19 protein-coding genes are annotated in these 20,400 nt (G+C 74.3%); 7 read left to right on the top strand and 12 right to left on the bottom strand.

The window, feature by feature from the left end:
- Positions 1–61: 61 nt before the first annotated feature.
- The 4 genes from AC3EVP_RS03755 to AC3EVP_RS03740 all read right to left on the bottom strand — a co-directional run bounded on the left by AC3EVP_RS03755 (position 62) and on the right by AC3EVP_RS03740 (position 3,942).
- Positions 62–817 (bottom strand): AIM24 family protein, encoded by a 756-nt coding sequence (locus AC3EVP_RS03755; RefSeq protein ID WP_335977349.1) that lies wholly within the window; start codon positions 815–817, stop codon positions 62–64.
- A gap of 17 nt (positions 818–834) precedes the next feature.
- Positions 835–1,518 (bottom strand): AIM24 family protein, encoded by a 684-nt coding sequence (locus AC3EVP_RS03750; RefSeq protein WP_335977351.1) that lies wholly within the window; start codon positions 1,516–1,518, stop codon positions 835–837.
- Positions 1,519–1,524: 6 nt separating this feature from the next.
- Positions 1,525–3,177, bottom strand: a complete 1,653-nt coding sequence (locus AC3EVP_RS03745) for a TerD family protein (protein WP_435125935.1) — start codon at positions 3,175–3,177, stop codon at positions 1,525–1,527.
- Positions 3,178–3,330: 153 nt separating this feature from the next.
- Positions 3,331–3,942 (bottom strand): M48 metallopeptidase family protein, encoded by a 612-nt coding sequence (locus AC3EVP_RS03740; RefSeq protein ID WP_435125932.1) that lies wholly within the window; start codon positions 3,940–3,942, stop codon positions 3,331–3,333.
- Between the two features lie 276 nt (positions 3,943–4,218).
- Here AC3EVP_RS03740 and AC3EVP_RS03735 point away from each other — a divergent pair, with 276 nt between their 5' ends.
- Both AC3EVP_RS03735 and AC3EVP_RS03730 read left to right on the top strand, forming a co-directional pair.
- On the top strand, positions 4,219–5,517 hold the full coding sequence (locus AC3EVP_RS03735) for a TOMM precursor leader peptide-binding protein (RefSeq protein ID WP_435125929.1): 1,299 nt from the start codon (positions 4,219–4,221) through the stop codon (positions 5,515–5,517).
- Between the two features lie 22 nt (positions 5,518–5,539).
- Positions 5,540–6,889, top strand: a complete 1,350-nt coding sequence (locus AC3EVP_RS03730; RefSeq protein WP_435125925.1) for an ABC1 kinase family protein — start codon at positions 5,540–5,542, stop codon at positions 6,887–6,889.
- A gap of 1 nt (position 6,890) precedes the next feature.
- Here AC3EVP_RS03730 and AC3EVP_RS03725 read toward each other — a convergent pair whose 3' ends face one another.
- The 5 genes from AC3EVP_RS03725 to AC3EVP_RS03705 all read right to left on the bottom strand — a co-directional run bounded on the left by AC3EVP_RS03725 (position 6,891) and on the right by AC3EVP_RS03705 (position 10,976).
- Positions 6,891–7,118, bottom strand: a complete 228-nt coding sequence (locus AC3EVP_RS03725) for a hypothetical protein (RefSeq protein ID WP_335977358.1) — start codon at positions 7,116–7,118, stop codon at positions 6,891–6,893.
- 171 nt (positions 7,119–7,289) lie between these two features.
- Positions 7,290–7,631, bottom strand: coding sequence for a hypothetical protein (locus AC3EVP_RS03720; RefSeq protein WP_335977360.1), 342 nt, complete (start codon positions 7,629–7,631; stop codon positions 7,290–7,292).
- On the bottom strand, positions 7,628–8,041 hold the full coding sequence (locus tag AC3EVP_RS03715; protein WP_335977362.1) for a WhiB family transcriptional regulator: 414 nt from the start codon (positions 8,039–8,041) through the stop codon (positions 7,628–7,630). The genes AC3EVP_RS03720 and AC3EVP_RS03715 overlap by 4 nt, the downstream gene beginning before the upstream one ends.
- 152 nt (positions 8,042–8,193) lie before the next feature.
- On the bottom strand, positions 8,194–8,577 hold the full coding sequence (locus AC3EVP_RS03710; protein WP_435125920.1) for a hypothetical protein: 384 nt from the start codon (positions 8,575–8,577) through the stop codon (positions 8,194–8,196).
- Positions 8,578–8,714: 137 nt separating this feature from the next.
- On the bottom strand, positions 8,715–10,976 hold the full coding sequence (locus AC3EVP_RS03705) for an ATP-dependent DNA helicase UvrD2 (RefSeq protein WP_435126273.1): 2,262 nt from the start codon (positions 10,974–10,976) through the stop codon (positions 8,715–8,717).
- A 221-nt stretch (positions 10,977–11,197) separates the two neighbouring features.
- Here AC3EVP_RS03705 and AC3EVP_RS03700 point away from each other — a divergent pair, with 221 nt between their 5' ends.
- The 5 genes from AC3EVP_RS03700 to AC3EVP_RS03680 all read left to right on the top strand — a co-directional run bounded on the left by AC3EVP_RS03700 (position 11,198) and on the right by AC3EVP_RS03680 (position 14,318).
- Positions 11,198–11,452 (top strand): mycoredoxin, encoded by a 255-nt coding sequence (locus AC3EVP_RS03700; protein WP_335977368.1) that lies wholly within the window; start codon positions 11,198–11,200, stop codon positions 11,450–11,452.
- 108 nt (positions 11,453–11,560) lie between these two features.
- Positions 11,561–12,184 (top strand): RraA family protein, encoded by a 624-nt coding sequence (locus AC3EVP_RS03695; RefSeq protein ID WP_435125917.1) that lies wholly within the window; start codon positions 11,561–11,563, stop codon positions 12,182–12,184.
- 63 nt (positions 12,185–12,247) lie between these two features.
- Entirely contained in the window at positions 12,248–13,171 is a 924-nt protein-coding gene (locus AC3EVP_RS03690) for a GrpB family protein (RefSeq protein ID WP_435125914.1), read from the top strand.
- 45 nt (positions 13,172–13,216) lie between these two features.
- Positions 13,217–13,666, top strand: a complete 450-nt coding sequence (locus AC3EVP_RS03685; RefSeq protein ID WP_435125911.1) for a MarR family winged helix-turn-helix transcriptional regulator — start codon at positions 13,217–13,219, stop codon at positions 13,664–13,666.
- Positions 13,667–13,760: 94 nt separating this feature from the next.
- Positions 13,761–14,318 carry a cysteine hydrolase family protein gene (locus AC3EVP_RS03680; protein WP_435125908.1) on the top strand — a complete coding sequence of 186 codons (558 nt, stop codon included), beginning with the start codon at positions 13,761–13,763 and terminating at the stop codon, positions 14,316–14,318.
- A 56-nt stretch (positions 14,319–14,374) separates the two neighbouring features.
- On the opposite strand, the gene nudC is transcribed toward AC3EVP_RS03680, so the two are convergent.
- The 3 genes from nudC to AC3EVP_RS03665 form a co-directional block, all read right to left on the bottom strand.
- Positions 14,375–15,322, bottom strand: a complete 948-nt coding sequence (gene nudC, locus AC3EVP_RS03675) for an NAD(+) diphosphatase (protein ID WP_335977383.1) — start codon at positions 15,320–15,322, stop codon at positions 14,375–14,377.
- 155 nt (positions 15,323–15,477) lie between these two features.
- Positions 15,478–16,920 carry a M20/M25/M40 family metallo-hydrolase gene (locus AC3EVP_RS03670; protein WP_335977386.1) on the bottom strand — a complete coding sequence of 481 codons (1,443 nt, stop codon included), beginning with the start codon at positions 16,918–16,920 and terminating at the stop codon, positions 15,478–15,480.
- Between the two features lie 53 nt (positions 16,921–16,973).
- Positions 16,974–20,369 carry an ATP-dependent helicase gene (locus AC3EVP_RS03665; protein WP_435125903.1) on the bottom strand — a complete coding sequence of 1,132 codons (3,396 nt, stop codon included), beginning with the start codon at positions 20,367–20,369 and terminating at the stop codon, positions 16,974–16,976.
- Positions 20,370–20,400 lie beyond the last annotated feature (31 nt).

Genomic DNA, 20,400 nt, shown 5'->3' with positions numbered 1-20,400 from the left:
CGCCGTCTTGGGACGGCGCCCCTTACCTGTTGCTGCGACGGCTTTCGCGCGGCCGAAGCCGTCAGCGGCCGCCCCACGCGTTGCCCTGGTTGCCGCCCTGGGCCCCGATGCCGTACTGGCCGCGCAGCCCGTGCAGTTCGACGTTCTGCGGCGGCATCATCTCGCTGGGCTGGACCAGGACGTAGCCCTGGCCGACGAAGTTCAGCTCCCAGCCCTCGCCGGTGTTGCCGCGCCGCCGGAAGACCGACGAACTGCTCGTCTGCGCCTGCATCTGTACCCGCAGCGACGTCGACCAGGCGACGACCGCGTCCGCGTCGCAGGACACGTACGTCTCCGGGGTGACCGGGAGCATCAGCGGCTTGCCCGAGGTCATCAGGGCCACCTTGCCCTGCCCGGCGATCGCGACGTTGTACTGCCCGGTGCCGGCCATGCCGTACTGGCTGTCGACCGCGACGACGTCCCAGTGCAGCCCGGAGTCCAGGGCCAGGACGTAGGCGCTGTCGACGGTGATCCCGTCGTGGTCGACATCCAGGATGTGGATCTGCTGGGCGAGGTTCGCGAGGTACACGGTGCCCTGGCCGGAGCAGCGCATCAGGTCCAGTCCCTCGCCGGTCGCCCGCGCGGCGCGGCGCTGGTGGTGCGGCTGGTACTCCCCGTCGAACTCGACCATGCCCTGGTAGGCGACCATTGCGCCCTTGCGCGCCAGGCAGTCCGGGCCGGTGTTGCCGTCGAGCCGGACCCGCAGCAGGTAGGAGTTCTGGAGGCTGTAGTGGTCCTGGTTCTGGACCTCGGTGAAGGCGAAAAGCGGGCTCTGCATGATGTGTTCGCTCCCCCTCAGCCCCGGGCCCGGAGCCGGTCGGTACTGTCCTCGCTGGGCTGGACGACCACGAAGCCCTGGCCGGAGAAGGCGATCTGGAACGCCTCGCCGCTGCCCCGCCCGATCAGCGACGACGCCTTGAAGCTGCGCTTGGCCTTCATCTTCAGCCCCGACGACCAGGCCACCAGGGCGTCCGGGTCGACATACGTCTCGTCGGCGCCAGAGCCGCAGTCCACCACGATCGGGGTGCCGCGCGAGGTGATCGCGACCCATCCGGTGCCGGTCACCGCCACGTTGAACAGGCCCTGGCCGGCGAACTTCGCCAGCCCCTTGACCCGTTCGACACCCCATTGCAGGTGGGCGTCGAAGGCCAGCAGGTTGGTGCCGTTGACCGACACCGACTCGTCGGCGAGGTTGAGGCAGACCACGTCGGCGCCGTAGTCGGCCAGGTAGAGCAGGCCGTCGCCGCTGCACTTCATCACCGGCGCGCTCTCACCGGTCAGCCAGGACGCCGCCATCTGCCGCACCGCGGGCGGGTTCGCCTCGTACTGGATGAAGCCCTCGTAGGCGATCATCGACCCGGTCCTGGCGTACAGGTCCTGGCCGGTAGCCATGGCGACCTTGAGCATGGACGAGCCGTGGTTCTCCATGCGGGCGGTGACCGGCCTGGGGGCGTAACCCGCGATCATCTGCTGGTCCATGGCGGGTCACACCTCGTAGGGCTGGACGACGATGAAGTTGCCGGGGGCGCCGCGGAACTGGAGGTTCACGGTCTCGCCGCTGTGCCCGGGGTAGGCGCTCCTGCGCAGCCGCACCTGGCTGGAGACGATCACCTGGGAGCCTGCCGACCAGGCGACGATCGCGTTGCTGTCGGCGTAGGTGGTCGGGGTGACCGGCAGGACCACCGGGGTGCCGTGGGTCTTGACGACCACCGTGCCGGTGCCCTGGAACTGCATGGTGAACAGCGCGCCGCCCGGGATGCCGTGGCCCTCGATCCTGCGCACCTCGTGCTGGAGGCCCTCGTCGAAGGCGAGCACGTTCTCTGCGGAGACGCAGATCGCGTCGCCCTGCAACTCCACCGGGTGCAGGTAGGAGGCGTTCTCCGCGAAGAAGACCTGGCCGGCGCCGGTGCAGCGCATGAGCTGCATCTCCTGGCCGGTCATGTTGCCGACGACCCGGCCGCGGAAGCCCGCGCCCTTGTAGCCGAAGTCGACCCTGCCCTGGTAGAGCACCATGGCGCCCTGCCGGGCCAGCACCGGCTGCCCGTCGCCCTGGCCGAGGTCGGCGCGCATCATCTTCGGGTTCTGCTGCGTCCAGCGCCGACCGGTCGGCTGCTCGCGGTACTTCTGCATGGACACGGAGATGCCCGCGGCCAGGGTGGGTGTCTGCGGCACCGCGTATCCGCCCGGGGCGCCCGTCGGCGGGCCCGGCGGGCCGGGCTGCCCCGGGAAGGGCGGCGGGGTGGCCTGGCCGGGGAAGGCGGGCGGTGGGGACGGGGGCGGTACCTGGCCGAAGGGCGGTGCCTGGGCCGGCGGCGGGGTCAGCGGCCCGACCATGGTGGGCGCCTGGTGGATGGAGGGGGCGGCGGCGCCGGGCAGCGGCGGCGGGGTGCCCGCGGCGGGCCCGGGCGGCGGGGTGCCGAACGCGGGCGCGGGAAGGGGCGGGGGCGTCGGCGCGGGGGCGGGTGCCGGCGCGGGTGCCGGTGCCGGAAGCGGCGGCGGGGTGGCCGCGGCGGGTCCGGGCGGCGGCGCGAAGCCGGGGGCGGGGGGCGGTGCGCCGCCGGGCGGGGCGAACCCCGGGGCGGCCTGCGGCTCCTGGGCGGCCGGCTCGTCCTCGGCGACCTCGCCGCCGAAGTTCCGCAGCAGCGCCTCCAGCCCGCCGTCGAAGCCCTGGCCGACCGCGGCGAAGCGCCACACGTCCTTGAGGTAGACGTCGGCGAGCATCACCGCGCGCTCGGTGCTGAACTCCGCGCCGGTGAAGGGGTACCGCGCGACCTCCTCGCCCCCGGCGACCAGCCGGATGTAGCCGGGCGAGATCTGCGACATCTGCCCGTCGCCGTCGATGGTGGCGGTGAAGGACAGCTTCCGCACGGCGTCGGGGACCTTGTCGAGGGTGACCCGGAAGGACTCGGTGTCCCCGGCCTGCGCGCCCAGCAGCTGGATCGATTCCTCCGGCGACTTCGGCTGGTTGAAGAACACGAAGTAGCGGTCGTCCGAAAGCCGCTCGTCGGCGTCGAGCCCGAAGCAGCTGATGTCGAACGTGAGGCCGGGAGCGGTGATCTGCACGCCCACGTAGAGATCCCTGCCCGCGGTCAGATCACTGATCCTGGCCTTGTGGCCACGTTGGAACTCCCTGGCCATGCGCGAACTTCCCCCATTTCCGCCTGTCGTCCGGCTCGGCGCGCCGCTGTGCACACACCTGCGTCCCGGTGCGTTGCGTCAGGCTAACCGCTTGCACCGGAAGCGGCCATCACCGGCCCGTACCAGCCAGGTACCGGTGCGGTCCCGGCGGTGTCAGTCCTCGCTCGGGGCGGGCGCGTGCGGCAGGCGCTCGGCGGCGACGACCCCTTCGAGGAAGCCGCGGGCGCGCTCGGTGCGCGGATAGTTCTCCAGCAGCTTCCAGAACCGCGGGCCGTGGCCGGGCACCAGCAGGTGCGCGAGCTCGTGCAGCAGCACGTAGTCGATGACGTACTCGGGCATGCCCTGGAGCCGGTGGGACAGGCGGATGCTGCCCTCGGCCGGGGTGCAGGAGCCCCAGCGGGAGTTCTGGTTGGTGACCCAGCGCACGGTGTCCGGGACGGCCCGGGCGTTCAGGTACTGCTCCGACAGGCGCGCGGCGCGGGCGGCGAGCTCGTCGTCGCCGGGCATCCGGCGGCTCTCCTGCGCGGCGAGCTTGTCCAGCATCACCGTCACCCAGCGCTGCTCCTCCGCCGCGGACATCCGGGCCGGCAGCAGCACGATCGTACGGTCGCCGTCCCGGTAGGCGGACACCGTACGGCGGCGGCGGGCGCTGCGGCGCACCTCGACCGGGCCCGTCACGGCCGGCCCGCCCGGCCCGCCGGACTCGCCCGCCCGGGTGCCGCGGGCGGGCTGGTCTGCGATGTCATGGGCAGGGTCAGCGGACACAGCTCGACGTTACCCGCTGTACCCGGCGAAAGTCCCGCCTCCAGGCCGGTTGCCCCGCTCATCACCTCGTTTTGTGCTCATCTTGAACGACTATTCCTCACAGCCTGTGGACAACTTTTGCCGGGTCGAGCGCGCTTTCGAGCACAGTGGAGCCAGCGGTCACCGAGAGTGATCGGTTGATTCGGTCGTGGTGGGTCCGGGCGGGCTTGCGGAGACGGGCGCGGTGGCGTGCCCGGGTCGGCCCGGTCCTGCCCGGCGGGTGGAGAGGGCGGAGCCATGCGGTTGATGTTGAAGAGCGCGCTGCGCAGGAGCTGGCGGGACCAGGAGTGCGTGCAGTTCGGGGTGGACCCGGAGCGGGCGGTGGTGCTGGAGCCGGTGGACGGCCCGGCGGCCGGCTTCCTGTCGCTGCTGGACGGCACGCGCAGCGCCGACGTGCTGGCCCGCGAGGCGGAGGCGCTGGGGCTGGGGCCCGACCGGGTCCGCAGGCTGCTGGGCATGCTGGCGGAGGGCGGCGTGCTGGACGACGCCTCGGCGCACGCCGACCTGTCCGGGGCGCTGCGGCACCGCACGGACATGCTGGACCGGCTGCGCCCGGACCTGGCCGCCTTGTCCGTGGTGCACCCCGCCCCGGGCGAGGGCGCGCTGCGGATACGGCACCGGCGCGCGTCGCGGGTGCGGGTGCTGGGGGCTGGGCGGGTGGGCGCGGCGGTGGCGGCGGTGCTGTCGGCGGCGGGGGTCGGCTCGGTCGACGTGGCCGACACCGGTCGGGTCGAACCCTGGGACATCGGCCCGGCGGGCTTCCCGGCCGACCAGGTGGGTGAGCGGCGGGACGCCGCGGGGCGCGGTGTGGTCCGCCGGGCTGCTCCCGGAATGCCCCGCGGGCACGGCCGGGCCGGACCGGACGCCGGCCCGCGCCCGCGCCCGCCGGGCACGGTCGTCGTGGTCGCCCCGCGGGAGGGCCTGCTCGCGTACGCGCCCGACGTGGAGGACGCGCGCCGGCTGGTGGCCTCGGGCGTTCCGCACCTGTACGCGGGGGTGCTGGAGGGCACCGGACTGGTCGGGCCGCTGGTGCTGCCCGGGTGGAGCGGCTGCGGCGAGTGCCAGGGGCTGGCGCTGGCCGATCGGGACCCGGCGCTGCCCCGGGTGCTGGCGCAGCTGCGGTCCGGGCGCCCGTCGGCGGTGCCGGCCTGCGACATCGCGCTGGCCACGGCGGTGGCGGGGCTGGCGGCGGCGCATGTGCTGGCCTATCTGGACGGGCGGCTGCCGCCGAGCGCGGGCGCCCGGGTGGAGCTGTCGCTGGCCCGGCTGTCCACCCGGGTGCGGGCGCTGGTGCCGGACGGCCGGTGCGGGTGCGGCGCGGCGGATCGGGACCGGCCGGCTGACGCGCCGGAGGGCGGAGCGGATGCGGCAGGAGGGGTCGCGAAGGCCGGGCCGGAGCCGGGTGCGGGCCCGCCGGGCGGGGTCTGTGCGGGCCCGCGGGGCGGGGCGGAGGCGGCCCGGGACGGCGTTCCGCGGTCGATCGGCGCTGATCGGCACGGTCCGCCGGCGGCGGAGGGAGGCACAATGGCCATGTGACCGACGGGAAATGAGGGGGCGCATGTCTGATCTTCCGCGCAAGGCGGTGACTCGCACCGCGAAGCTGGCCGCGCTTCCTCTGGGCTTCGCCGGGCGGGCCACGCTCGGGCTGGGCAAGCGGCTGGGCGGCCGGCCGGCCGACGAGGTCGCGACCGAGTTGCAGGAGCGCACCGCGGAGCAGCTCTTCAAGGTGCTCGGTGAGCTGAAGGGCGGCGCGATGAAGTTCGGGCAGGCCCTGTCGGTCTTCGAGTCGGCGCTGCCGGAGGACGTCGCGGGACCGTACCGGGCGGCGCTCACCAAGCTCCAGGAGGCGGCGCCGCCGATGCCGGCGCGCACCGTGCACCGGGTGCTGGCCGAGCGGCTCGGCAAGGACTGGCGCTCGCTGTTCACGTCCTTCGAGGACACCCCGGCCGCGGCCGCGTCGATCGGGCAGGTGCACCGGGCGGTGTGGAGCGACGGCCGCCAGGTCGCGGTGAAGGTCCAGTATCCGGGGGCCGGGGACGCGCTGCTGTCCGACCTGTCGCAACTGGGCCGGGTGGCACGCCTGTTCGGTCCGCTGGTGCCGGGGATGGACGTGAAGCCGCTGCTGGCGGAGTTGCGGGCGCGGATCGCGGAGGAGCTGGACTACGAACTGGAGGCGGCGGCCCAGCACGCGCACGCGCGGGAGTTCGCCGGGGACCCCGACGTCGAGGTGCCGGACGTGGTGCACCAGGCGGACCAGGTGCTGGTCACCGAGTGGATGGGCGGGGTGCCGCTGTCGGAGGTGATCGCGGACGGCAGCCAGGAGATGCGGGACCGGGCCGGGCAGTTGCTGGCGCACTTCCTGTTCGCCGGCCCGGCCAGGACCGGGCTGCTGCACGCCGACCCGCACCCGGGCAACTTCCGGCTGCTCACCGACGACGGCCCGGCGGAGGGCTGGCGGCTGGGGGTGCTGGACTTCGGCACCGTGGACCGGCTGCCGGAGGGGCTGCCACTGCCGATCGGCACCGCGCTGCGGCTGGCGCTGGCGGGCGACGCGGACGAGGTGTACCGCATGCTGCGCGCGGAGGGGTTCGTCAAGCCGACGATCAAGCTCGACGCGGAGGCGGTGCTGGACTACCTGCTGCCGATCATCGAGCCGGCCGGGCAGGAGGAGTTCCGGTTCGACCGGGCGTGGATGCGGGCGCAGGCGGCCCGGATCGCCGATCCGCGCTCGCCGGCCCACCAGTTGGGCAAGCAGTTGAACCTGCCGCCGTCGTATCTGCTGATCCACCGGGTGACGCTCAGCACGGTCGGGGTGCTGTGCCAGCTCGGCGCCCAGGTGCGGCTGCGCGCGGAGCTGGCGGAGTGGCTGCCCGGGTTCGCCCCGAAGGACACCGCGCCGCCGGAGTGAGCTACCACCAGGCGGAGTCGAGGCGCCCTTCGATGCTGCGCAGGTGCCGGCGGACGCAGGTGTCGCAGAAGTAGCGGCGCCGGCCGTTCTCGACGGAGCAGGCCCAGCTCAGCGGAAAGGTATCGGCAACGGTGCCGCAGCGGCCGCAGCTCGTACCGGACGCGGTGCGGGTGGTCGCGCCGGACGCTGTGCCGGTCGCCGTCGTGGCCTGATCGGGTTTGTGATCCACCGGTTGACGGTACCTCCGCGGGAGGGGGCCGCGCCGCGGCAACGCACCGCGGGACCGGCCCTGGTCGGGCCGGTCCCGCGGGATCGTAGGTGGTCAGTGCCGTTGCACAGGTGCCGGGGGGCCGTTACTGCATCCCGGCTACCCGCGCGCGGGCGTGGGTGGTGGTGCGCGTTACTGCATGACCGCCATGGCCAGTGCGCGGCGGGCGCGCAGCGAGGCGCGTTCGGCGCGGCGCTGGAAGCGGCGGGCGGCGATCAGGTGCTGGGACCTGCGTTCGCGTTCGGCCTCGCGCAGCCGGTCCTGCATATGGGCACGTGCCAGGGCTTCTGGCATGAGTTGCATTTCGAGGTTCCTGTTCTGGGTCGACGCCATGGCGTCGGAGGTGCGTGCGGGCTGATCGGTGCGGGGAGTTGTCATCGGGGCCTGATTCTTGGAGTCGCGGTGCTTCGGGTCGTGCGTCAGGGGCCGGTCGATCGTGCCGGGCCGGGCGCGGAACACGGCGCGCGTGCTCATGCCGCCACGGCGTTCTTGCGCGGACGGCCACGCGGCCGCTTGCGGGGCACCACGACACCCTGGATGAACAGCTCGCCGCCCCAGACACCCCAGGGCTCGCGGCGGTCCTTGGCACCGGCGAGGCAGGCCTCGCGGACCGGGCAGGTCTGGCAGAGGGACTTGGCGTACTCCACGTCCGCCGGGGACTCCGCGAAGAAGACCTCGGGGTCGTAGGTGCGGCAGGGGACGGGGACGCCGAGTCGCTCGATCTCGTCGTCAAGCTCGGTGAGGGGCAGCAAGGTCTTCTCCGGAGGGTCTGTGCTGGGGTTCCCGGCGGTGGAGCCGAGAGGCGGGCGGTCGGTGAGGTCGCCGGTGGGCGTCCCGGTCAGGTCGGGCTGAAGTCCGGACGTGTCGTGCGGGGCGGAATGCACGGTGTTCGTTCCTCGTCTGTCGGTTCGGCCGGTGGGCCGGTCTTCGGTTGTCCTGTCTGCGAAGACAGCGATCTCGGGTGGAGAAAACAGAAGGGCCGCGGTTCCCGGTGTGGGATTCCGCGGCCCTGAGAGGGTGCCGACCTGACTCGCTGTCAGGTTGGATCGCTCCAGGGTTCAGGCCCGCGGAAGGCCCAGCTACCGTGCTGCGTCTGCTTTTCCTGCTGTCCGTTCACCAGGCCGGTGACAATGGCCGTATCGGCACCATTGGCACCGCGCATAGCGGAGATCGCGCTGATCGCGCCGGCGCCGACGGCCGCGGAGGTAAAGGCATAGGCAGCCGCCTGTGCCTTCGCCGCCGCTACCGCGGGCGCCTCGGTCGGTCGCTCACTCCGCGCCCGCAGCGGCAGAACCGGCAGCAGAGCGGAGGCGAGGGACAGACCGGTGCCGCGCAGCGAGACCATGGAGACGTCGAGCGAGCAGGCGGCAGCGGCGACCGGGCGATCGGTCACTTTGGTGATGGTGGTGAAGGTGCTCACTGTGCTCGCCTCCTCTCGGCGTCTCGTAAGGGCGGTAAACCGGACTTGCCTAGTACATCACAGTCTTGGCGGCTCTTGGAAGACCCGCTCCCGACCGTGCTCCCGCAGGCTATGAGGACTCCTGCGGGATGCGCAAACTATTTTTCGGCTTCTTCCGAAGAAGATTCGGCGGCCTCTTCCCCGTCCGCGGGAAACGCCTCCACCGCACCCGCTCCGACCTCGTCCGAAGCCTCCTCCGGCCCCCCGTCGGCGGCGGCGTCCTCGGGGTCCCCGGCGTCCCCGACCTCATCGCGCGCATCGCCGGTGCACAGTGCCAGCACCTCGGCCCCGAACTTGTCGAGCTTCCTGGCCCCCACCCCCGGGATCGCGGCGAGCCCCTGCTCGTCGGACGGCCGGACCTCGGCGATGGCCAGCAGCGTCTTGTCGGTGAAGACGCAGTAGGCGGGCTGGCCGAGCGCCTTCGCCTGCTCCGTCCGCCAGCCGCGCAGCCGGTCGTACAGCGCCTCGTCGAGGTCGGAGGGGCAGTCCTCGCAGCGCATCAGCTTGATCTCGCCCGCGTCCGAGAGGGTCCGCCCGCACACCCGGCACAGCACCGGGCCGCGCCGCCGGCTGCGCCCGCCCGCACCGCGCTCGACGCCGCCCTGGCCGCCGGCGCCCCGAGCCCCCCGCGGCGCGGAGCCCGGCCGCAGCCCGTCCATGAAGCGGGAGGGCCGCCGCCCGCCGCGCCCGCCCGGCGAACGCGACAGCGCCCACGACATCGACAGGTGCAGCCGGGCCCGGGTCACCCCGACGTACATCAGGCGGCGCTCCTCCTCGATCTGCTCGTCGGTCTTGGCGTGGGTGATCGGCATGGTGCCCTCGGTCAGGCCGACCAGGAACACCGCGTCCCACTCCAGGCCCTTCGCCGCGTGCAGGGAGGCGAGGGTGACGCCCTCCACGGTCGGGGCGTGCTGCGCGTTGGCCCGCTCGTCCAGCTCCGTGACGAAGTCCGCGAGCACCGCGTCGGGCCGGGCCGCGGCGAAGTCCTCCGACAGCCGCACCAGCGCCGCCAGCGACTCCCACCGGTCGCGCACCGCGCCCGAACCGGCGGGCGGCTCCGAGGCCCAGCCGCGCGAGCTGAGCACGGCCCGCACCTGCTGCGGGATCGTCTCCGGCTGCTCGCCGGGGTTGGCGGCCGCGCGGGCGGCGCCGCGCAGCAGCATGCCCGCCTCGCGCACCTCGGGCCGCTCGAAGAACCGCTCGGCGCCGCGCAGCTGGTAGGGCACACCGGCGTCGGCCAGCGCCTGTTCGTACACCTCCGACTGGGCGTTGATCCGGTAGAGCACCGCGATCTCGCTGGGGCGCACCCCGGCGTCGATCAGGTCCTTGATCCGGCGGGCGGCGCCCTCGGCCTCGGCCGGCTCGTCCGGATACTCGGTGTACACCGGCTCGGGGCCGGGGTCGCGCTGCGAGACCAGTTCGAGCCGGTGGGCGGCGGCGTGGCCGCGGGCCTGGGCGAGCAGGCCGTTGGCCAGGCCGACGACCTGGGGGGTGGAGCGGTAGTCCCGGACGAGCTTGACCACGGTGGCGTCCGGGTGGCGGGTGCGGAAGCCGAGCAGGTAGTCCGGGGTGGCGCCGGTGAACGAGTAGATCGTCTGGGACGCGTCGCCGACCACGCACAGATTCCCGCGGCCGCCGAGCCACAGCTCCAGCAGGCGCTGCTGGAGCGGGCTGACGTCCTGGTACTCGTCCACCACGAAGTGCTGGTACTGCGAGCGGACGGTCTCCGCCACGTCCGGCCGGTCCTGGAGCACGCCGACGGTCAGCAGCAGGACGTCCTCGAAGTCGATCAGGCCGCGGTCGCGCTTCAGCTGCTCGTACGTCGCGTAGATCCGCGCGACCTCGGCCGGGTCGCGCGGCACGTCGCGCGAGGTCTTGGCGGCGACGGCCGGATACTCCTCCGGCACCGTCTGGGTGACCTTGCACCACTCGATCTCGCCGGTCACGTCCCGCAGTTCGCTGCGGTCCAGCCTGATCCGGGAGCGGGCGCCGGCCTCCGCGACGAGCTGCACCTTGCGGTCCATGATGCGCGGCATCTCGCCGCCGATCGCGCGCGGCCAGAAGTACTGCAACTGCCGCAGGGCCGCGGCGTGGAACGTCCGTGCCTGCACCCCGCCCGCGCCGAGCTGCCGCAGCCGGCCGCGCATCTCCCCCGCCGCGCGCGCGGTGAACGTCACCGCCAGCACCGTGGCGGGCTGGAGGACGCCGGCGCGCACGCCGTACGCGATCCGGTGGGTGATCGCACGGGTCTTGCCGGTGCCGGCGCCGGCCAGCACGCACACCGGGCCGTGCAGGGCCGTGGCGACGGCGCGCTGCTCGGGGTCGAGTCCGTCGAGCACCGCGTCCGCGGAGTCGGGCATCGCGGGGAAGAGCGAGTCGTGGGTTGTCGCAGTCACACCGCCACTGTGCCAGGTTCCGGCGACAGCCCCGCCGGGTTGTCCACAGCCCGGCCCGTACCGGGTGGCCCGCCCCGGTCCGGAATGCGCGCCGGGGCCGGGGCGTTGCCGGGAATGCCGAGACCTCGTCCGGCGTTCCCGGACCGAGGCAACTTGAGGACCCTGGACGAGGAGCGGATCACGACATGTCCGGCACCGTGACGATGTACAGCACTTCCTGGTGCGGCTACTGCCGCCGGCTGAAGAGCCAGCTCGACCGGGAGGGCATTGCCTACACCGAGATCAACATCGAGCAGGACCCGGCGTCGGCGAAGTTCGTGGAGGAGGCCAACGGCGGCAACCAGACGGTGCCGACCGTCCTCGTGGTCGCGCCCAGCGGCAAGAAGTCCACGATGACGAACCCGAGCCTCGCGCAGGTCTCCCAGGCCCTGAGCGCCTGACCGGCCCTCCCCCGGGCCGCTGCCCCGGGCGCCCCGCCGGCGCCCGGGGCGCCCTCGCGCCTGCGCACGCCGGCACATACCGGTACCGCCGGTGCTACGGTCGGGCGCGTGGACGAGACCGCAGGGTTCCAGGATGTGCCGCCGACCACGCTCGCCGACCTGCTCGACCGCGCGCAGGTCATGGACATCGGCATCCGGCCGCTGTGGCCGTCGGTGCCGCGGGTGGCAGGTCCGGCCTTCACCGTGCGCTGCCCGCCCGGTGACAACCTGATGCTGCACGCCGCGATCCACCGCGCCCCGGTCGGCTCCGTCGTCGTGGTCGAGGCCGGCGACATCGATCACGCGGTCGCGGGCGGCAACGTCTGCGCGGTCGCCCAGCGCAACGGCATCGCCGCGTTCGTGATCGACGGCGTGGTCCGCGACCTCGCCGAGATCCGCGAGATGCGCTTCCCCGTCTTCGCCCGCGGCGTCATCCCCATCCCGGGTGCCAAGGCCGCCGCCACGCCCCTGAACGCCCCGGTCACCTGCGGCGGGGTCCGGGTGCACGCCGGCGACATCGTGGTGGCCGACGAGGAGGGCATCGTGGTCGCCCCGCGCGACCGCGCGCCCCAACTCCTCGCCGACGCCCGCGCGAAGCTCGCCAAGGAGGCCGCGGAACCCCTCGACACCTGGGAGGCGGCCCACCGCGCCCGCATCGACGAGATCCTCCGCGCCCAGGGCCACCAGGACTGACACCCGCCCGCCGCACTCGCCAGGGGGGCGCGTGAACAGGTACGGACACCGGGCGGCGGCGCGGTGACGGCGCGCCGCCCGCAGCGCCCGACGCGCGGCGCCGTGCACGGCGTCGCCCGCACCGCGGCCGGCGACCCGCTCGGCTACCACTACCTCGACATCACCCCGCACCAGCCGGTGGAACTGCGGTCCTCCGCCTCCTACACCAGCCCGAGCGGCGGCTTCTCCTTCTCCCTGCCCCCGGGCTCCTACACGGTCCGCGTCGGCCTGCGCCGCCGTGACGGGCAGCCGCGGCAGGGCGGCGCCCGGGTGGAGGTGGCCGCGGGTGCGACCTCCTACGTCGAGGTGGTCGGCGCCTCCGGCGAGCCCGGGGGGCGGCAGTTCGCCGCCTGGAGCGCGGTGCGCCGCCTCGAAGGCGGCGCCGTGACGGCGTGCGAGCCCGCGCCCGCCGTCACCGTGGCGCACCACGACCCGCGGTGGACACGGGCGTTCGCCGCCGAGCGCGCCCTCCTCGCGGACGCGCTGCCCGGCGCCCGGGCGATCGAGCATGTCGGGGCGACCAGCGTCCCGGGCCTGTGCGCGGCGCCGACCGTCGACGTCCTGGTGGTCGTCGAGGACCCGGCCGAGGCCGCCGTACGGGCCCGGCAGCAGCTCGTACGCAGGGGATACGCGCCCGAGCCGGCGCCCGAGGTGTTCCCGGCCGTCGAGCAGCCGCTGCTCCTGGCCAGAAGCGCGGGCGGGCGGCGGACGCACCTGCTGCACCTGGTGGCCGCGGGCTCCCCGCTCGCCGGGCGCTACCTGCTGTTCCGCGACTTCCTGCGGGCCGACCCCGGGACCGCGCGGCGGTACGCCCTCGTCAAGCGGACGCTCGCCGCCCGGTACGCGTACGAGCCCGGGCAGTACGCGGCGGAGAAGGCGCGGCTGTTCGGCGTGGTGCTGCTGGGCGCGCGGGAGTGGCGGCACAGGACGGCGCGGTCCAGCAGATAGCCAGCCAACTGTGTAGTTGGCTGTCCAAAGTGCTAGCCTGCCGGTATGGACGACAGGCAGGCGGACGGCGCGGACCCGGCGGTGCTCGCCGGGGAGTTGCGGGTCGCGGTCGGGCAGCTGGTACGGAAGCTGCGGGAGCAGACGGAGGGCAGCGACCTCACGCGGTCGCAGGCGTCGGTGCTGCTGCGGATCGAGCGGGACGGGCCGGCCACGGCGACCGCGCTGGCGCGGGCGGAAGGCATGCGCCCGCAGTCGATGGCGAAGATCGTCGCGGTGCTCCAGGACGCCGGACTGGTCGGCGGCGCCCCCGATCCGGCGGACGGCCGGAAGACGCTGCTGAGCCTGACCGGGGCCGCTCGGGAGCAGTTCCGCACCGGGCGGCTGGCCAAGCACGACTGGCTGACGCAGGCGATCGGGTCGCAGCTGTCCGCCGAGGAGGCCGCCCGCCTCGCGTCCTGCACCGACCTGCTCAAACGGCTCGCCCAGTCACCCTGACCCGCCCCCGGCGCCGCCGCACCCGGCAGGCAGCCGCCGGCAGCGCCCGGCAGCACCGGACCCCCGAATCCCGAACGACACCCAAGGACCCCCCATGCCCATCACCGCCATCGACCCGACGGCCGCCCTGGTCGTCGTGGACCTCCAGGCCGGCATCGTGCCGCTGCCGCTCGCACACCCCGTCGAGGGCGTCGTCGAGCGGTCGGTGGAACTGCTGCGGGCCTTCCGCGACCGGGGCCTTCCGGTCGTGCTGGTCAACGTCGCCGGCTCGCCGCCCGGCCGTACCGACCGCGGCGCCCGTGGCAGCCGTACGTTCCCCGAGGGCTGGACCGACCTCGTCCCGGAGCTGGAGCAGCGGCCGGAGGACCTGCTGGTGACCAAGTACGCGCGCAGCGCCTTCGCCGGCACCGGGCTGGCCGACCGGCTGCGGGCGCTCGGTGTGACGCAGGTCGTCGTGACCGGCATCGCCACCGGCAGCGGCGTGGAGTCGACCGCCCGGGACGCGCACGAGCGGGGCTTCCATGTCACGCTGCCGGTCGACGCCATGACCGACTCGGACCTGGCGACCCATGAGCACAGCGTGGCGAAGGTCTTCCCGAAGATCGCCGAGACCGGCAGCACCGAGGACGTACTGGCCGCCCTCGCCGGGTGAGTGCCAGCCCGGGGAGGCCGAGGCCCCCGGGCTCCCCCGCTCCCCCGCTCCCCGGCCTACCGCACCACCGCCGCGCCCCCCTGCTTCGGCAGCGGCTTGCCGTACCACAGCTCGATCAGCCGGGCCGCGATCGAGATCCCGTACGGGGGCAGCACCTCGCCGGACTCGAACGCGGCGCGCAGGTCCTCGCGGGAGAACCAGCGGGCCTCGTGGATCTCCTCGCCGTCGACCTGGATGTCGGAGGAGGTGGCCTGCGCCATGAACCCCAGCATCAGGCTGGAGGGGAACGGCCAGGGCTGGCTGGCGACGTAGGAGACGTCGCCGACCGTGACGCCCGCCTCCTCGAAGACCTCGCGGCGCACCGACTGCTCGATGGACTCGCCGGGTTCGACGAAGCCCGCCAGCGTGGAGAAGCGGCCCTCGGGCCAGTGCACCTGGCGGCCGAGCAGGGCGCGGTCCTCGTCGTCGGTGACCAGCATGATGACGGCCGGGTCGGTCCGCGGGTAGTGCTCCGCGCCGCAGGCCGGGCAGCGGCGGATGTGGCCGGCCGCGGCGATGACGGTGCGCTCGCCGCAGCGCGAGCAGAAGCGGTGCATGCGCTGCCAGTTCTCCAGCGCCACCGCGTGGACCATCAGCCCGGCCTCCAGCGGGGAGAGCAGCCCGCCCACCTCGCGCAGCCCGGCCGGGCGGGCCGGGTCGTCCATCCGCCCGGGCAGGGTGTCCTTCTGGAGCGCGAAGTAGCGCACGCCCTCGGCGTCGATGCCGAGGAAGTAGCGGTGCTGCTCGGTCTCGGGGGCGTCGAACGCGGGGGTCATCACGAGTTCGGCGCCGCCGTCGGAGGTGTCCTCGACCAGCACCTGCCCGCCGGAGACGACGAAGACGCGGGTGGTGGGGTGGCTCCAGGCCGCCGCGAGCCACGCCTCGTCGAGCCGGTGGTGGGCGGCGCGGTCCACCCCGGTGTACGTGAGGCTCAGCGGCTTCGATGTCGCGTCGAGTTCGGTCAAGGCGTCTTCCCAACTCCCCTTTGCGGTGCCTGCGGTCCCTGCGGTGCCGGTGCCGGCTGCGGTCCGTGCGGTGCCGGTGGTGCCTGCATTGCCTGCGGTCCGTGCGGTCCCTGCGGTGCCCGCGCTGCCTGCGGTCCGTGCGCTGCGGCCGGTGGTCATCGGCTGCTCGGCCACGGTTCCTCCGCCCAGTCCGCGGCCAGTTCCGTCCACAGGTGCGCCGCAGTCTCGACGCCCTTGAACAGCAGGTCGAGATCCACCTTCTCGTCCACCGAGTGCCAACCGTCGGACGGCACGGAAATTCCCAGGAACAGCACGGGTACGCCCAGCACGTCCTGGAGGTCCGCGGCCGGCCCCGACCCGCCCTCGCGGGTGTACCGGATCTCCTGGCCGAAGGCGCGGCCCATCGCGCGCACCAGCGAGCGCAGCGCCGGGTGGTCGAGCGGGGTCAGGCACGGCCGGGTGCCCTCGCCCCAGAAGCGCAGCTCGTGCCGGATGCCCTCGGGCAGCCGGGCCGCGACCCAGTCGGTGAACAACTCCCGCACCCGGGCCGTGTCCTGCCCGGCGACCAGCCGGAACGAGAACTTGATCTCCGCGCGCGAGGGCACGATCGTCTTGCCGCCGGGGCCGCCGTACCCGGCGTGGATGCCGTTGACCTCGGCGGTCGGCCGGGCCCAGATCCGCTCCAGCGTGGTGTGGCCGCGCTCGCCGAGCGCCGCGTGCGACCTGGCGGTGCGCAGCCAGCCCGCCTCGTCGAACGGCAGCTCCGCCAGCAGCGCCCGCTCCCGGTCGGTGAGTTCCACCACACCGTCGTAGAAACCAGGGATCGCCACCCGCCGGTCCTCGTCGTGGAGCGCGGCGACCAGCCGGGCCGCCTCCGTGGCCGGGTTCGGCACCGCGCCGCCGAAGGAACCGGAGTGGATGTCCTGGTCCGGCCCGTACAGGTCGATCTGGCCGTCGACCAGGCCGCGCATGCCGGTGCACACCGTCGGGGTGTCCTCGGCCCACATGCCGGTGTCCGAGACGATCACGGTGTCGCAGCGCAGCCGGTCGGCGTGCTTCCTGATCAGTGCCCCGAAGTGCGGCGACCCGGATTCCTCCTCGCCCTCGACGAGCAGTTTGACGTTCACCGCCGGGGCGGTGCGGCCGGTCGCCGCCAGGTGCGCGCGCAGGCCCAGGGTGTGCAGGAACACCTGGCCCTTGTCGTCCGCGGCGCCGCGCGCCCGCAGTCGGCCGTCCTGCTCGACCGGCTCGAACGGGTCCGTCGCCCAGCCGTCCTCGCGCGCCGCGGGCTGCACGTCGTGGTGCCCGTAGACGAGGACCGTGGGGGCGTCGGCCGCGCCGCTCGGCCACTCCGCGAACACCGCGGGGCCGCCCTCGGTCTCCCAGACCTCGGCCACCGGGAAGCCGGTACGGGTCAGGGCCGCCGCGAGCCATTCGGCGCTGCGGCGCACGTCAGGGGCGTTGTCGGGGTTCGCGGAGATAGAGGGGATGCGGAGCCAGTCCGTCAGCTCGGCGAGGAACGCGGCGCTGTGCTCCGCGATGTACGGGGCCGGGTCGGCCGGGAGCGGGTGGACGGCGTTGTCCGGGGTCGTGCGCATGGTTTTCAGCGTACCGGGAGCGCCGGCGGACCCGTCCGGCCGCCCGCTCCCCGTCACCCGCCGTCGGGGCCCGGCGGATCGGGGCGCAGCAGCCGCTCCAGCGCGGCCCGGTCCGGCAGCCCGGCGGGCCGCAGCAGCGTGCCGGTGCGGATGTGCAGGAACGCCGCCCGCACCCGCTCCACCGGCACCCCCTGCTGCTCGGCCCAGGCCAGCCGGTAGATCGCCAGTTGCAGCGGGTCCGCGGTGTCCGTGCGGTGCCCGGTCTTCCAGTCCACGATCTCGTACGTGTACGGGTCCGCGCCGGCGTACCGGTCCGTGTCCGTGTACGGGTCCGCGCCGGCGTCCGGTGCCTGCTCCGTACGCTCCCGGTACACCGCGTCGATGCGGCCGCGGATCAGGCGTCCGGCGAGGGTGAGGGTGAAGGCGGCCTCGACGCGGTAGGGGGTGCGGTCGGCGTACGGGGTGCGCAGAAAGGCGTCCTTGAGGGCGGCGAGGTCCTGCTCGTCGGCGATGTCGTCGCCCGGTTCGACGCCGGGCAGTTCCTCGGGGCCGAAGAGCGGCCGGGTGTCGAAGCGGGACTCGACCCACGCGTGGAAGCGGGTGCCGCGCCGGGCGGCGGGGGCGGGCGGGCGCGGCATGGGGCGGGCCAGGTCGCGGGCGAGGCCGTCGGGGTCGGCGGCCAGCCGCATGAGCTGGGTGGCGGTCAGGGTGCGCGGGAGGGGGACGTCGTGGACGGTGGCGCGGGCGCGACGGAGCTCGCCGGTGAGGGCGGTGAGGTCGCGGTCCCAGGCGGCGACGAGGCGGGAGTCCTCAGGAGGGAGGTCCGCGTCGGGGGCGGGTGCGGGTGCGGACTCGGGTTCGGGGGCGGGAGTGCCTTTCCCCCGGGTGGGTTGCGGGGGGAGGGCACCGGGCGGCGGCGGGGTGGGAGCGGGGACGGCCGCGGAAGGGGCGGTGGCGGCGATCTCGGCGAGCACCGACTCGGCGGCATGGCGGCGCCGGGCCAGGGCGGTGGGGTCCAGCGGCAGCGGCCAGGGGGGTTCGGTGGCGGCGGCCAGAGCCGGGTTCTCGGCGTTCTCGGCCGGCGCTTCGGTCCAGACCTCGATCTCGCCGTGCCCGGCCTCGCAGTGCTCGCGCAGGGCCTCCAGGAACACCGACGGCCCGAACGGTCTGGTCTGGGTGGCGCCCCACCAGTAGCCCGAGCCGAGCAGGAGGGAGCGCGGCCGGGTGAAGGTGACGTAGCCGAGCCGCAGTTCCTCCACCCGCTGGTGCTCCTTCATCGCGGCGCGGAAGCCGTCGAGCCCGGCCTTCGTCCACTCCTCCACGTCGGGCAGCGTGGCGGCGTCCCCGCGCAGCCCGTGCGGCAGCACCTTCGCGTTGACCGGCCACAGCTCGCGGCCGCGTTCGCTGGGAAAGCCCTTGGCGACCAGCCCGGGCACCACGACCACGTCCCACTCCAGGCCCTTGGACTTGTGGGCCGTGAGCAGCTTCACCGTGTCCTCGCCGCCGGGCAGCGAGCTGTCCAGGCCCTTCTCGTACTGCGCCGCGGTGTGCAGGAACCCCAGGAAGGCCAGCAGGGTCGCCTCGCCGTCCAGCGCGGCGAAGGACGCGGCCACGTCCAGGAACGCGTTCAGGGTCTCCTGGCGGCGGGCGGCCAGCGCGTGCGGCGACGCGGCCAGTTCCACCTCCAGTCCGGTGACGGCCAGCACCCGGTGGAGCACGTCCATCAGCGGATCGGCCAGTGCCCGCCGCAGGTCCCTTATCTCGTTCGCCAGCCGGGCGAACCGCACCCGCGCCTGCGCGGAGAACGGCAGGTCGTCGCCGGGGTCGGCGTCGAGGAACGTCTCCAGGGCGTCGGCCAGCGACACCACCTCGGCCGGGTCCATGCCCTCCACGGCCGCCGCGAGCCGGTCGGGCTCCGCGCCGCCGGGGCCGTAGCGCACCAGCAGCCGGGCCCGGCGGCCGAGCAGCGCCAGGTCGCGCGGCCCGATCCGCCAGCGCGGCCCGGTCAGCAGGCGCACCAGGGCCGCGTTCGCCGTCGGGTCGTGCAGCACCTCGCAGGTCGCGACGAGGTCGGCCACCTCCGGCAGGTGCAGCAGCCCCGACAGCCCGACCACCTCCACCGGCACGTCCCGCGCCACCAGCGCCGCGTGCAGGTCCGCGAAGTGCGCCGCCGTACGGCACAGCACCGCGACCTCCCCCGGCGGGGTGCCGGTGCGCACCAGGTGGGCGACGGAGTCGGCGAGCCACCGCGTCTCCTCGGCCTGGGTGGGCAGCAGCGCGCACCGCACCAGGCCGTCGCGCTCCGCGCCGGGCGCCGGGCGCAGCGCCTCCACGCCTTCGTGCCGCGCCCGCAGTTCGGCGGCCAGCCCGTTGGCGAGGTCCAGCAGCCGGCCGCCGGAGCGTCGGTTCTCGCTCAGCGCGTACCGGTCGGCGGGCCGCCCGTCCGCGTACGGGAAGTGCCGCGGGAAGTCGTCGAGGTTCGCCACCGACGCGCCGCGCCAGCCGTAGATCGCCTGGCAGGGGTCGCCGACCGCGGTCACCGCGTGCCCGGTGCCGCCGCCGAACAACCCGGCGAGCAGCAGCCGCTGGGCCACCGACGTGTCCTGGTACTCGTCCAGCAGCACCACCCGGTACTGCTCGCGCAGCAGCGCGCCGACCTCCGGGCGGCTGAGCGCGAGCTCGGCGGACAGCGCGATCTGGTCGCCGAAGTCGAGCAGGTCGCGGCCCTTCTTCTCCTGCCGGTAGGCGGCGGCCAGTTCGGCGAGGTCGCGGCGGGCTGCGGTGGCCTGCGCCACCTCCCGCACCCAGGCGTAGCCGCGCGCCCCCGGGTCCAGGGCGCCGAGTTCCGCGGCGAGCCGGGTGTCGTGGGCGCGCAGCCGCTCGGCCGGCACCAGGTGCTCGGCCAGCTCGCCCGACAGCGCGAGCAGGTCCCCGACGAGCGTGGGCAGCCCCTTGGTCAGCGCCGGATACGGGCCCGGCGCGGCCCGCAGCACCTTCGCCGCCAACTGGAACCGGGTCGCGTCGGCGAGCAGCCGCGCGCTCGGCTCCAGCCCGATCCGCATCCCGTGGTCCTTCAGCAGCTGCCCGGCGAAGGCGTGGTACGTCGAGATCTGCGGGTCGCCCGGCACCTGGTCCGGGTCCAGGGCCGCCGGGCCGTCCGCCGCTCCCGGGGTGACGCCCGCGCGCACCAGCGCCCGCCGGACCCGCTCGGACAACTCCGCCGCCGCCTTGTTGGTGAAGGTCAGCCCCAGCACCTGCTCCGGCGCGACCTGCCCGGTGCCGACCAGCCACACCACCCGCGCGGCCATCACCGTGGTCTTCCCCGAGCCCGCCCCCGCCACGATCACCCCGGGAGCCGGCGGCGCGACGATGCACGCCATCTGCTCCGGGGTGAAGGGGATGCCCAGCAGCTCCTTGAGCTGCTCAGGACGGTTGAGACGGTTCACCACCCAGTGAGGCTATCCGGCCGGGCCGACACGC

It is taken from the genome of Actinacidiphila sp. bgisy144 (assembly GCF_057708105.1).
This window is presented reverse-complemented; position numbering and strand designations above follow the sequence as displayed.